We start from the raw sequence: 13,663 nt of genomic DNA on the forward strand, positions 1-13,663 counted from the left end.
CCGATAGTGGCTCCCATATGTACGGGCGGCGTTCTCGCCGCCCGAATCAATGACCAACCTCAATCTTTATGCCGCAGCCACCGCCGGACGCACACCCAGCGTATGGCAAATCGCGTAGCTCATCTCGGCACGGTTCAGCGTATAGAAATGGAAATCCTTCACCCCTTCCCGGCTGAGGATCTTCACCATATCCATCGCCACATTGGCCCCGACCATTTTGCGCGTCTCAGGATCATCATCCAGCCCTGCAAACATCGCCGTCATCCAGCCCGGCACACGTACATTAGTCATAGCGGCGAAACGCTGTAACTGCTTAAAGTTAGAAACCGGCAGGATACCCGGCACGATTTCAACATCAATCCCGGTCGACACACAGCGGTCGCGAAAACGCAGATAGCTTTCCACATCAAAGAAGAACTGCGTGATCGCGCGGTTGGCCCCGGCATCAATTTTACGCTTCAGGTTAATCAGGTCGGCCTGCGCGCTTTTCGCTTCCGGATGCACTTCCGGGTAGGCCGCCACCGAAATATCAAAGTCGCCAACTTCACGCAACAATGCCACCAAATCAGCACCGTACATTTCCGGCTTACCACTGCCCGGCGGTAAATCACCGCGCAGTGCGACGATATGACGAATACCGTTATTCCAGTAATCCTGAGCGATGGTGCGCAGCTCATCACGAGAAGCATCGATACAGGTCAGATGCGGTGCCGCTTCCAGACCGGTGCGATCTTTAATGCCTTTGATGATGCTGTGCGTACGGTCGCGCTCGCCAGAGTTAGCACCGTAGGTGACCGAAACGAATTTCGGTTTCAGACTGCTTAAGCGATCGATAGAGCTCCAGAGAGTTTGTTCCATTTCGCTGGTGCGTGGCGGGAAAAATTCAAAAGAGACGTTAATTTGCCCGTTCAGCTCTGCCAGACTTTGATTCAGCGCTTCGCGCTGATTGGCGTGGAAAAAACTCATAGCTGGTTACCTCATCCATCGCTGCTTATGATTATTACTGCGCAAGTTGAACATCTATACGTTTAGACGTCCAGACACTTAAAGTGAACGATTGTGGTTAAATCGTCAACAGAAAAATGATCAACTGGCGTGACAAATTCTCATTCAAGATGAAGGAAATTCAGGATAGTGCAACAGAATTGAAAATGGCCGGAATAACCGGCCATTGAAATGGAACAGAAGGGACTACAGCAGCTGAGCCAGGCGATTGATATCTGACTGAATTGCACCGGCCGTCACATCACGACCCGCGCCCGGACCGCGGATCACCAGCGGATTATCGCGATACCAGCGGCTCTCAATGGCAAACACGTTATCGCACGGCAGCAGCGAGGCCAGAGGATGCTCCGGTCGCACCGCTTCCACGCCGACACGCGCCTTACCATTGGCATCAAAGCGCGCGACATAGCGCAATACCAGCCCCAGCTCTTGCGCAGCTTCCAGACGCTGTAGCATCTGGTCATTCAGCGCGTCACCATTCTCAAAGAAGTGATCGACCGAATCGTTTTCACAACCGGCAGGTACCAGCGACTCGACCCGCACCTGATCCGGCTCAATATCATAGCCCGCTTCACGCGCCAGAATCACCAGCTTGCGCATCACGTCCTGACCAGAGAGATCAACGCGCGGATCGGGCTCAGTTAAGCCTTGCTGCCACGCCTGATCCACCAGTTCGGTAAACGGCACCGTGCCATCAAACTGTAAAAACAGCCACGACAGCGTGCCGGAGAAAATCCCGCTGATCGCCAGAATACTGTCGCCGCTCTCACGCAAATCGCGCACCGTATGGTTAACCGGCAAACCCGCGCCGACCGTGGCGTTATACAGCCAGTGACGACCCGTTTTGGCAAAAGCATCGCGAATCTGACGCCAGGTATTACTGCTGGCAGACCCCGCGACTTTATTGGCACTGATCACGTGGAAACCGTGGCTGGCAAAATCGAGATACTGATCGGCCAGCGGGGCGCTGGCGGTCACATCCAGCACTACTAAATCGTCGAACGGATGAGCGCGCATCCACAGGAACAGCGACTCTTCATCCTGTGCCACCGCCTCATCTTCAAAGAACGCCAGCGCACGACTGGCGTCCAGTCCGTCATAACTCAGCAGGCTTCGGCGGCTGTCCACCACGCCAGCCAGCACAAATTCAAAACCGGTGCGGGCAGAAAGTATTTCATGCTCGCGGGCAAACAGCTCTAACCAGCGTGAACCAATATTGCCTTTCCCAAACAGCATCAAACCAATGCGCTTTTCCGCGCGGAACAGCGACTGGTGTAATCCCTGAATCAGATGTGCGGTCGGGCCGACGCGCAGCACCGCCACCAGACTGATACCGTCTTCGGATTGCCAGATAAACTCTACCGGCTGATCTTTAATTTGCTGCCAGAAACGGTGGCTGTGCAGCGGGTTGCGGCTGACGCCTGCCCCCACCAGCGCGACCAGCGCCAGCCCGTCACGCAGCTGAAGATGGCCAGGCAAACCAGCGTCCTGCAGGATATCCAGCGCGCTGTTGACCACTTCCGAGGTGTAACACAGCTGCAGCAGATTACGATCGGGATGCACACCGGTCGCCAGCGGACGCACCTGCGCGCGTTTCAGCAGCAGATCGACCTCTTTATGCAGTGCACTGAAATCGTGCTGAGGCGGAACCTTGAATTCAATCAGACAGACGTCATCATGACTGGTCACGATACGCGCGCCTGTCCCCGACGCCAGCACGCGCTCGATGCGGGTCGAGCCCTGCTCTGGCTGATAACTGCAACGCAATTGCAGATCGATATCACTCCCTGAAACCGGCTGTAGCGTGCGGGTATGCAATACCGGCGCGGCTAAACGCGCCAGTTCACTGGCTTCATCCAGACGCAACAGCGGCAGCAAACAGGCATCTTTTACTTTACGTGGATCGGCGCTGTATACCCCGGCAACATCACTCCAGATGGTGACGCGTGACGCGCCAGCCAGTGCACCAATTTGCGTTGCCGAGTAGTCAGATCCGTTACGACCCAGCAGCACGGTTTCACCTGACTCACTGCGACAGATAAACCCGGTGACGACCAGACGCTGGTGCGGATGCTGAGCGATCAGCTGTTGCAGCAGTGGCCAGGATTTCCCTTCATCCACCTGCGGCTGCGCCGCTCGCTCGGCGCGCAGAAAGTCACGCGCATCCAGCCAGACGGCAGACATATCGCGTTGATTCAGTACCGCCGCCATCAGGCGTGCCGACCAGATTTCACCGTGCCCCACCACTTCGGCGTAAATAGCATCGGTAATAGTGCCATCCAGCAAAGCGGCCAGCTTTTCCAGATCGTGGATAAACTCAGCAATCATCGGTTCGGCATATTCAGCAGGCAGCAGGCCACCGATCAGCTCACTCTGATAACGACGCAGCGCTTGTTGCACCTGATGAGCCGAAAGACGATCGCTTTGGCTGAGCTTTAACCAGCTAATCAGCTGGTTAGTGGTGCTACCCGCGGCCGACACCACCATCAGGTCGCCCGGCTGACTGTAATCCGCCATAATCCCGGCCACGCGCTGGTAACATTTGGCATCGGCCAGACTGCTGCCGCCAAATTTATGCAATTGCCGCGCGTTGGGCGTCCCTGCTACTGCTGAAATACTCATGATTACCTCTCGGCCGCTACCCGGAATGCATTATCCAGATCGGCTATTAAATCTTCGTGATCCTCAATTCCGACAGAAATACGCAGCAACGTTTCTGAAATCCCCGCGTCGGCACGCGCCTGCGCTGACATACCGGCATGGGTCATGGTCGCGGTATGGGAGATCAGACTTTCTACGCCACCCAGCGATTCTGCCAGGGTAAACAGTTCCAGCGCTTTGAGGAAGCGACGCAGCGTCTGCTCATCGCCATCCAGCTCAAAACTTAACATGGCACCAAAGCCACGTTGTTGACGTACGGCGTATTCATGACCGGCATTTTCCGGCAGTGAAGGATGATACAGCTTTTTCACTAACGGTTGTTGCTTCAGGTAATCAACAATTGCCAACGCGTTGCGTTGCGCCGCTGCCATACGCGGTCCAAGGGTACGCAGACCGCGCAACAGCAGATAGCTGTCAAACGCTGCGCCGGTGACGCCAATATTGTTCGCCCACCACGCCAGTTCGGTCGCAGTGTCGGCCTCTTTCGAAATCACCGCGCCAGCGACCACATCCGAGTGACCATTCAGGTACTTGGTGCAGGAGTGAATCACCAGGTCAGCACCCAGCGCCAGCGGATTCTGCAACGCCGGACTCAGGAAGGTGTTATCCACTACGCTGACCGCGCCCGCTTCACGTGCGGCTTTACAGATCGCCGCAATATCCACGACCCGCAGCAGTGGATTGCTCGGGCTTTCAATCAGTACCAGCTTCGGTTTTTCCGCCAGCGCCGCGGTTAATGCCGCCGCATCATTTTGATCGACAAACTTCACCCGATAAGCACCGCGCTTACTCAGACTGTCAAACAGGCGATAGCTGCCGCCGTAGCAGTCATGCGGGGCGACCAGCAGATCGCCAGGCTTCAGGAACACCGTACACACCAGATGAATCGCTGACATACCGGTATTGGTCATCACCGCACCCGCGCCGCCTTCCAGTTCCGCTAATGCTCGCTGGACCACATCACGCGTCGGATTGCCACGACGCGAATAGTCATGAGCTCGCGGCTCATTGAAGTCGGTGAAGTTATAGGTGCTGGAGAGATGAATCGGTGGGACAACGCAGCCATACTGCTCGTCATCATTCAAACCGCTGCGTACTGCGATGGTTGCCTGTTTACGCGTCATGGTGCTCACTGTTCCTGACTGGAGAGTAATAGAAGGTGTACAGGATAGCATTACCCCAATAGACGTCAATACATCTGGACATCTAAATGTCTTTGCGTATAGATTGAGCAAAGCGTTAATAACCGCTAAGATTACGCGGTATACACCCAACAGTTTCCAAATGGCTGGCATCTTCAGGCAATGGGTAACATACAGGGTCTGGCCAGGCTGAAATCCACGCACATCACTGTTTGATGTTAAGCAGAAAACGCTGACATTTATTAGTGAGAAGCGGCAAGATCGGGCATAATTGGCTGATTTCCGACAATTTCACTTTTAAATGATAATGATTAAGGTAACCCATGGCTGAATGGAACGGCGAATATATCAGCCCTTACGCTGAGCACGGTAAGAAGAGCGAGCAGGTTAAGAAAATAACAGTTTCTATCCCCCTGAAAGTTCTCAAAATTTTAACTGATGAGCGCACGCGTCGTCAGGTTAACAATTTGCGTCATGCCACCAATAGTGAGCTGCTGTGCGAAGCATTTTTGCACGCCTTCACCGGACAGCCGCTGCCGGATGACGTGGATTTACGCAAAGAGCGTAACGACGAAATCCCTGAAGAAGCAAAAGCGATCATGCGCGAAATGGGTGTCGACCCGGATACCTGGGAATATTAATCCTGCTTTACGCTAATTTTGCTGAATTTCAGCCATAAAAAAACCCGGCCAAAGCCGGGTTTTTCTTATTAACAAAACCGTAAAAGGTTTTATTAAGCTTTGCTGCCTGGGATGCTGAAACGCTTGTTGAAGCGGTCAACACGGCCACCGCTAGCAACATCACGCTGCTTACCGGTGTAGAACGGGTGGCATTTGCCACAAACGTCCAGGTTCAGATCACGGCCAACAGTTGAGCCGATTTTGATTTCGTTACCGCAAGAACATTTAGCAGTAACTTCAGTGTAATTTGGGTGAATACCTTTTTTCATGGGAAAACCTCAGTTAAGGCCGCGTCGCTCTCCCGTGCCAGGAAATTTCCTGCACCGGCACCACACGAAGATTAAAAAAATTAGGTGTCATTGATACTGAAACGCGGTATCAAAGGCGGCGAACTATACAGAAAATCACCACCCTCTGCAATCGAATCCGCACATTCCAGACGACACAGTGTACACTATCTCGTCATTTTTTTCATCTGGATGAATTCATGCCCGTTGTTCAGGTCGCGCTTCCGGTTCCACTTGCTCGCAATTTTGATTATCTGTTGCCCCCCCACATGAATGTGGTGACTGGCGGACGCGTCAGCGTTCCTTTTGGCAAACGTAAAGCCATCGGCATTGTCGTTGGCGTGAGCGAAAGCAGTGACTTCCCGCTGGATCAGTTAAAAGCGGTGCATGAAGTACTCGATCAGCACTCTCTGTTTCCCCCTTCGCTATGGCGCATCCTGCTATGGGCGGCCGACTATTACCATTATCCGTTAGGCGAAGTACTGTTCCACGCCATTCCGGTGTTGCTGCGCCAGGGAAAACCGGCGCAGGAAGCGCCGTTATGGCAATGGTTTATCACTGAACTAGGGCGTGAAACCGCCAGTGAAAGCCTAAAGCGCGCGCCGAAGCAGCAGCAGGCATTGGCCGCGTTGCGCCAGCGCCCGATCTATCGTCATGAAGTCACCGCTCAGGATCTGACGGATGCCACCCTGCAATCGCTGCGCGCTAAAGGCTTATGTGAACTGCGTGAACATCAGCGCGCGCCAGAAGACTGGCGCCACAGCTATGCGGTAAAAGGTGAACGCCTGCGCCTCAATACCGAGCAGGCGACCGCCGTCGGGGCAATTCGCAGTGAAGATGACCATTTTGCCGCCTGGTTACTGGCGGGGATTACCGGCTCGGGTAAAACCGAGGTCTATCTCAGCATTCTGGAAAACGTGCTGGCGAGTGGACGCCAGGCGTTAATTATGGTGCCGGAAATTGGCCTGACGCCGCAAACCATCGCCCGTTTTCGCGAGCGTTTTAATGCGCCGGTCGACGTACTGCATTCGGCACTTAACGACAGCGAACGTCTCGCCGTCTGGCTACGCGCGCGCAGTGGCGAAACCGCTATTGTGATCGGCACCCGCTCCGCACTGTTTACCCCTTTTGCCCGGCTGGGGGTGATCGTTATTGATGAAGAACATGACAGCTCCTATAAACAGCAGGAGGGATGGCGCTACCAGGCACGCGACCTGGCGGTATTCCGCGCACGTGAAGAGGACATCCCGATTGTGATGGGCTCGGCGACGCCGGCGCTGGAAACCCTGCATAACGTGCAGATGGGTAAATATCGCCAGCTCAGCCTGAGTAAACGCGCCGGTAATGCGCGCCAGGCGACACAACAGCTGATCGATTTAAAAGGGGTGAAGTTGCAGGGCGGCTTATCTCCGGCGCTGATTCAAAAAATTCGTCAGCATCTGCAAGCCGATAATCAGGTGCTGCTGTTTCTCAATCGCCGCGGCTTTTCGCCGGCGCTGCTGTGCCACGAATGCGGCTGGATAGCCGAATGTCAGCGCTGCGATCACTACTACACGCTACATCAGAACCAGCGTCAGTTGCGCTGCCACCACTGTGACAGCCAGCGCCCGGTACCGCATCAGTGTCCGCAATGCGGTTCCACTCATCTGGTGCCGGTCGGGCTGGGAACCGAGCAGCTGGAACATAATCTCTCCGCATTGTTCCCCGAGGTGCCGCTTTCGCGCATTGACCGGGATACCACCAGCCGTAAAGGCGCACTGGAGCAACATCTGAATGAGGTGCATCGCGGCGGTGCGCGCATTTTGATTGGCACCCAAATGCTGGCAAAAGGCCATCATTTCCCGGATGTCACGCTGGTTTCGCTGCTGGACGTCGACGGCGCACTGTTTTCTGCCGACTTCCGTTCCGCAGAGCGTTTCGCGCAGCTGTATACCCAGGTGGCCGGACGCGCCGGGCGTGCAGGCAAACAGGGTGAAGTACTGCTACAAACTCATCATCCGGATCATCCCCTGCTGCAAACCCTGCTGTATCAGGGCTACGACGCCTTTGCCAGTCAGACGCTACAGGAGCGCAAAAGCGTATTTTTGCCGCCCTATACCAGCCATGTGCTGATCCGCGCTGAGGATCACGACAATCAGCAAGCCGCTGCATTTCTGCAACAGCTGCGCAATCTGTTTGAAGCCAGCCCGTTAAAAGATGAAGCGTTGTGGGCGATGGGGCCGGTTCCGGCGTTACTGGCAAAACGCAGCGGTCGTTATCGCTGGCAGCTGTTGTTGCAGCATCCCTCACGCGCGCTGTTACAACGCCTGCTGAAAACCAGCCTGCCGCTGGTCAGCACCCTGCCCTTGTCGCGCAAGGTCAAATGGACGCTGGATGTCGATCCCAGCGAAAGCTGACGGCTGCGCAAAGCGGCCCATGTTCTGCGAGAGGGATCGAAAAAAGTCGCACAAGTCACAATTTTTATGCAAATTAAGTAACAGCATCCCAACACAATCTGTTAAGAATGTGATGGTCATCCGCAAATGGCCGTCGATCGCGCTACGGCTATGATAGTTCGCATAAAAAATCCAGTTGGTCAGGTCAGCTTTGCTGGCGTGAGGAGAAGAGTGTTGGAGCACAATCCAGAGGCAACGGCAGCCACCATGAAAGATGTGGCTGAAAGAGCAGGAGTATCAACGGCCACCGTGTCACGCGCACTGATGAATCCGGAAAAGGTTTCAGCAGCAACGCGGCAAAAAGTTGAGCAGGCGGTCATCGATGTCGGCTATTCACCCCATGCGCTGGCACGCAATGCCAAACGCAGCGAGTCACGTACCATCCTGGTGATTGTGCCGGATATCTGCGACCCGTTTTTCAGCGAAATTATTCGCGGTGTTGAAGTGACTGCTGCCGCCGAAGGCTATCTGGTGTTGATTGGTGACTGCGCCCATCAGAACCAGCAGGAAAAATCGTTTTTAAACCTGATGCTGACGCGACAAATCGATGGCATGGTGTTACTTGGCTCGCAGCTACCGTTTGAAACCGGGGTGGAAGAGCAGCGTAATCTGCCGCCGATGGTGATGGCCAATGAGTTCGCGCCAGAACTGGAGTTGCCGACGGTTCATATTGATAACCTGACCGCTGCGTTTGAAGCGGTCAGCCATTTGCATCAGCTCGGCCATCGCCGTATCGCCTGTATTGCCGGGCCGGAAGAGATGCCGCTCTGTCATTATCGTTTGCAGGGCTATATTCAGGCGCTGCGCCGTAACGGTCTTGCCATTGATGCCAACTATATTGTGCGTGGCGATTTCACTTTTGAAGCCGGCTCTGCTGCGTTTAAACAGTTAATGGCGCTACCTCATCCTCCGGATGCGCTATTCTGTCATAGCGATATTATGGCACTGGGTGCCATGTCGCAGGCAAAAAGCATGGGATTGCGTGTCCCGCAGGATATCTCGCTGGTCGGCTTCGATGATATTGAGCTGTCCCGCTACAGTGACCCACAGCTGACCACCGTTGCCCAGCCGCGTTTTAATATCGGACGTGAAGCAATGCTGTTATTACTGGAGCAGTTGCAGGGAAAAATGGTCAGCAACGGTTCACGCCTGCTGGATTTTGAATTAAAAGTGCGCGGCAGCAGCGCGCGCGCCGGGCGGAATAAATAACCGGTTATTTTTTTCCTGATGTGAGATTCAGCAGATTCTTAGGCGACTCACTGCTGGTCAAACTTCCAGCCCTTGAGTAACATGACGTGCTTATAGCCGGGCTTATAACGTGCTGACTTTTGCACCGTTCACCATTTCTTGCCCGGCGTGCATTTTCTTATTTGATATTAGCGGAACGATAGTGGCACAAAAAGATTATGTAGGCCGCGGGCGTTCGACAGGGACGCGTCGCAAAAAGAGCAACAGCCGCAGCAAAAAGCGCGGCAGTGGATCAGGTGTATCCAAACTGATGGTGGTTCTGGCTGCAGCAGTACTGATCACCTTTGTCGGTGGCTTATGGTTTATTGCCCATCACAAAAAAGAAGAAGTGCCGGTCATTCCCGATCACAAAGCGGCAGGTAATGGCCTTCCGCCAAAACCTGAAGAGCGCTGGCGCTATATTAAAGAGCTGGAGAATCGCCAGATTGGCGTGCCAATACCGAAAGAGCCTTCTGCCGGTGGTGAAGTGCATTCCCAGACTCAGCTGACCAATGAACAGCGCCAGTTGCTGGAGCAGATGCAGGCCGATATGCGTCAGACTCCAACCCAGCTGAATGAAGTGCCGTGGAACGAGCAGACCCCTGCCCAACGTCAGCAGACGCTTCAGCAACAACAGCAACAGGCTAAGCAACAGCAGCAGCGACTGTTGCAGCAAAACCAGTTGCAGCAGCAATCACGCATGCAGCAACAACAGCAATCTCAACCGGTCGCGCCAGTCACGCGTGAACCAGCCCGTCAGGCACCGCTACAGGCGGCTAAACCGCAAGAAACGGCGAAGGCAAAAGAAGAGAAACCAAAAGCACAAAGCTGGATGGTGCAGTGTGGCTCCTTCAAAGGTACCGATCAGGCTGAGTCTGCTCGTGCAGCGCTGGCATTCGAAGGATTTGAAAGCCGGATTACCACTGGCGGCGGCTGGAACCGCGTGGTGGTCGGGCCGTACAACAATCGCGCAAGCGCCGACAGCACGCTGAAGCGTCTGCGCGGTTCAGGCCACTCAAACTGTATTCCACTCGCTGTCGGGGGTTGAAACCCGCCAAACTCACCCCATATCTTGATGCATAATGCCCTGCACCGTGCGTGCAGGGACATCTTCCGACTGCAACAAGGGGTCTGCCCGTGACAACAATAGTAAGTGTACGACGCAACGGCCAGGTAGTGATTGGCGGTGATGGCCAGGCTACTCTCGGCAATACCGTGATGAAAGGCAACGTCAAAAAAGTGCGTCGTCTCTACAACGACAAGGTAATCGCCGGATTTGCTGGCGGCACCGCAGATGCTTTCACCCTGTTTGAACTCTTTGAACGTAAACTTGAAATGCACCAGGGTCATCTGGTGAAAGCGGCTGTCGAACTGGCTAAAGACTGGCGTACCGACCGTATGCTGCGCAAGCTGGAAGCCCTGCTGGCTGTCGCCGACGAAAACGCCTCGCTGATTATCACCGGTAACGGTGACGTGATTCAGCCAGAGAACGATCTTATTGCCATCGGTTCAGGTGGTCCTTACGCTCAGGCTGCCGCTCGCGCGCTGCTGGAAAACACCGATATCGGCGCACGCGATATCGTGGAAAAAGCGTTGGGCATTGCAGGCGATATCTGCATTTACACCAACCACAATCTCACTATCGAAGAACTACCGTCCAAAGCGTAAGGATCCTAATTATGTCTGAAATGACTCCGCGCGAAATCGTCAGCGAACTGAACAGATTTATCATCGGCCAGGACGGCGCCAAACGTGCCGTGGCAATCGCCCTGCGCAACCGCTGGCGTCGTATGCAACTGGACGAAGAGTTACGTCATGAAGTCACGCCAAAAAATATTCTGATGATTGGCCCGACCGGCGTCGGTAAAACCGAAATCGCCCGTCGCCTGGCGAAACTGGCTAACGCGCCGTTTATCAAAGTTGAAGCGACCAAGTTCACCGAAGTGGGCTATGTGGGTAAAGAAGTGGATTCGATTATCCGCGATCTGACCGATTCTGCACTGAAAATGGTACGCATGCAGGCTATCGACAAGAACCGTTACCGCGCCGAAGAAATGGCCGAAGAGCGTATTCTTGACGTGCTGATTCCACCGGCAAAAAACAACTGGGGGCAATCGGAAGCCGCTGCTGAGCCATCTGCCGCTCGTCAGTCATTCCGCAAGAAACTGCGTGAAGGCCAGCTGGACGACAAAGAGATCGAAATCGATCTGGCTGCATCACCGCAGGGCGTCGAGATTATGGCACCTCCGGGCATGGAAGAGATGACCAATCAGCTACAATCGATGTTCCAGAACCTCGGCGGTCAAAAGCAGAAGCCACGTAAACTGAAAATCAAAGAAGCGATGAAGCTGCTGATTGAAGAAGAAGCGGCGAAGCTGGTGAATCCGGAAGAGCTGAAAGAAGCGGCGATCGAAGCGGTTGAACAGCACGGTATCGTGTTTATCGATGAGATCGATAAAATCTGTAAGCGCGGCGAATCGTCCGGTCCTGACGTCTCCCGTGAAGGGGTACAGCGTGACCTGCTGCCGCTGGTTGAAGGCTGCACCGTTTCCACCAAACACGGCATGGTGAAAACCGATCACATTCTGTTTATCGCTTCCGGCGCATTCCAGGTATCCAGCCCTTCCGATCTGATTCCGGAACTGCAAGGTCGTCTGCCTATCCGCGTTGAATTGCAGGCGCTGACGGTCAATGACTTCGAGCGCATTCTGACCGAGCCTAACGCTTCCGTTACCGTACAGTATAAAGCGCTGATGGGTACTGAAGGGGTGAATGTTGATTTCACCGAAGACGGCATCCGTCGTATCGCCGAAGCAGCATGGCAGGTTAACGAGTCCACCGAAAACATCGGTGCGCGTCGACTGCATACCGTGCTGGAGCGTCTGATGGAAGATATCTCCTATGACGCCAGTGACCGTCCGGGTGATTCCATCACCATTGATGCCACCTATGTTGGTAAGCATCTGGATGAGCTGGTTGCCGACGAAGATCTCAGCCGCTTTATTCTGTAATTGTTGCAGGGACGGTGAACACGCTGTCCCTGTCGCTCGCCTGCGTTTTGCTCCGCACATCATCCCGGTACATAATTTCTCATCATTGATGATTTTGCCAACAGCCGCCATTAAGCGATATACTTAGCGTCCCTGTGGCAAACAGACGAAACTCCTATGAAATACGATACTTCCGAACTCTGCGACATTTATCATGAAGAAGTGAATGTGGTGGAACCGCTATTTTCGAACTTTGGTGGTCGCTCCTCCTTTGGTGGCCAGATCATCACGGTGAAATGTTTCGAGGACAACGGCCTGCTCTGGGATCTGCTGGAAGAGAATGGCCGTGGACGTGTGCTACTGGTTGATGGCGGCGGCTCGGTACGTCGTGCGCTGGTCGACGCCTCACTGGCGCGTCTGGCAGCGCAAAACGAATGGGAAGGTATCGTGGTCTACGGCTCGGTACGTCAGGTCGATGACCTGGAAGAGCTGGATATCGGGATTCAGGCAATCGCTGCGATCCCGGTGGGTGCCGCTGGCGAAGGCATTGGCGAAAGCGATATCCGGGTGAATTTCGGCGGTGTGACCTTCTTCTCCGGTGACCATCTGTATGCGGACAACACCGGCATTATCCTGTCTGAAGACCCACTCGATATCGAGTAGCGTGCTGCAGAAAGCTAAACGGGTGCCTGAGGCACCCGTTTTTGTTTCGTCAGTACTGAGGAATCAGACTTCTTCCATCTTTCCCAGCAGTGCACGCAGACGTTCCTGCCAGACATGCTGCTCTTCTTTCAGCTGCTGGTTTTCACGTACCAGTGATTCGGTGTTACCTGAAGCGTGGTTGACTTCCTGCTTCAAATTATTGTTTTGATCTTTCAGCTCTTCGATTTCCATCTGCAGCAGAGTGATGGTATCAATCGCCTGCTGTACTTTCGCTTCCAGTTTCTCGAACACTTCAAATGACATCTTTATGACCTCTCCTAATCGCAGGGCGTTGATGATGCTAGCCGCAGACTATGAGATTCATCGAAAACTCCGCGGATAACAACGATTCCTCGATTGTATGTAGCCCGGCACCCCAAGTCCAGCAGCGAACCCTTACCAGGCGCAGTATGTAACAATTTTCAGCCTAAGCCTAAAATTCAGCGCTAAAAGTGACGCTCATAATAGAGGCGGAAACCACAGCGGGCGATGCGAACATTTCTGGCCGCTTTAATGATGTTTTTGGAAAGCAAA

The 13,663-nt window shown here is 54.1% G+C and carries 12 protein-coding genes; 7 read left to right on the top strand and 5 right to left on the bottom strand.

The genetic code is table 11. From position 1 onward, the window contains the following. Window positions 1-66 precede the first annotated feature (66 nt). The 3 genes from metF to metB all read right to left on the bottom strand — a co-directional run bounded on the left by metF (window position 67) and on the right by metB (window position 4,790). Entirely contained in the window at window positions 67-966 is a 900-nt protein-coding gene (gene metF, locus NG42_RS17965; RefSeq protein WP_052901688.1) for a methylenetetrahydrofolate reductase, read from the bottom strand. Between the two features lie 225 nt (window positions 967-1,191). Then, window positions 1,192-3,627 carry a bifunctional aspartate kinase/homoserine dehydrogenase II gene (locus NG42_RS17970; protein ID WP_052901690.1) on the bottom strand — a complete coding sequence of 812 codons (2,436 nt, stop codon included), beginning with the start codon at window positions 3,625-3,627 and terminating at the stop codon, window positions 1,192-1,194. Between the two features lie 2 nt (window positions 3,628-3,629). After that, window positions 3,630-4,790, bottom strand: coding sequence for a cystathionine gamma-synthase (gene metB / locus NG42_RS17975; RefSeq protein ID WP_052901692.1), 1,161 nt, complete (start codon window positions 4,788-4,790; stop codon window positions 3,630-3,632). Window positions 4,791-5,131: 341 nt separating this feature from the next. Here metB and metJ point away from each other — a divergent pair, with 341 nt between their 5' ends. Then, the gene (gene metJ / locus NG42_RS17980; RefSeq protein WP_052901694.1) at window positions 5,132-5,449 is read left to right on the top strand and encodes a met regulon transcriptional regulator MetJ; all 318 of its coding nucleotides are present in this window, start codon (window positions 5,132-5,134) and stop codon (window positions 5,447-5,449) included. Window positions 5,450-5,541: 92 nt separating this feature from the next. Here metJ and rpmE read toward each other — a convergent pair whose 3' ends face one another. Beyond that, entirely contained in the window at window positions 5,542-5,757 is a 216-nt protein-coding gene (gene rpmE / locus NG42_RS17985; RefSeq protein WP_052901696.1) for a 50S ribosomal protein L31, read from the bottom strand. 218 nt (window positions 5,758-5,975) lie between these two features. Between rpmE and priA the strand changes: the two genes are divergently transcribed. The 6 genes from priA to rraA all read left to right on the top strand — a co-directional run bounded on the left by priA (window position 5,976) and on the right by rraA (window position 13,090). Continuing rightward, the gene (gene priA, locus NG42_RS17990) at window positions 5,976-8,171 is read left to right on the top strand and encodes a primosomal protein N' (RefSeq protein WP_052901698.1); all 2,196 of its coding nucleotides are present in this window, start codon (window positions 5,976-5,978) and stop codon (window positions 8,169-8,171) included. Window positions 8,172-8,384: 213 nt separating this feature from the next. Continuing rightward, entirely contained in the window at window positions 8,385-9,419 is a 1,035-nt protein-coding gene (gene cytR / locus NG42_RS17995; RefSeq protein ID WP_072133233.1) for a DNA-binding transcriptional regulator CytR, read from the top strand. A gap of 181 nt (window positions 9,420-9,600) precedes the next feature. After that, window positions 9,601-10,485, top strand: a complete 885-nt coding sequence (gene ftsN / locus NG42_RS18000; RefSeq protein ID WP_052901703.1) for a cell division protein FtsN — start codon at window positions 9,601-9,603, stop codon at window positions 10,483-10,485. An 89-nt stretch (window positions 10,486-10,574) separates the two neighbouring features. After that, window positions 10,575-11,105, top strand: a complete 531-nt coding sequence (gene hslV / locus NG42_RS18005) for an ATP-dependent protease subunit HslV (RefSeq protein WP_004154863.1) — start codon at window positions 10,575-10,577, stop codon at window positions 11,103-11,105. Window positions 11,106-11,116: 11 nt separating this feature from the next. Further along, a complete protein-coding gene (hslU, locus tag NG42_RS18010) occupies window positions 11,117-12,448 on the top strand; it encodes an HslU--HslV peptidase ATPase subunit (protein ID WP_052901706.1) in 1,332 nt (443 codons plus the stop codon). 156 nt (window positions 12,449-12,604) lie between these two features. After that, window positions 12,605-13,090, top strand: a complete 486-nt coding sequence (gene rraA / locus NG42_RS18015) for a ribonuclease E activity regulator RraA (protein WP_052901708.1) — start codon at window positions 12,605-12,607, stop codon at window positions 13,088-13,090. 63 nt (window positions 13,091-13,153) lie between these two features. On the opposite strand, the gene zapB is transcribed toward rraA, so the two are convergent. Then, window positions 13,154-13,393, bottom strand: coding sequence for a cell division protein ZapB (gene zapB / locus NG42_RS18020; protein ID WP_052901711.1), 240 nt, complete (start codon window positions 13,391-13,393; stop codon window positions 13,154-13,156). Window positions 13,394-13,663: the final 270 nt, after the last annotated feature.

It is taken from the genome of Winslowiella iniecta (assembly GCF_001267535.1).
In the GTDB taxonomy this organism is placed as follows: Bacteria; Pseudomonadota; Gammaproteobacteria; order Enterobacterales; family Enterobacteriaceae; genus Erwinia; species Erwinia iniecta.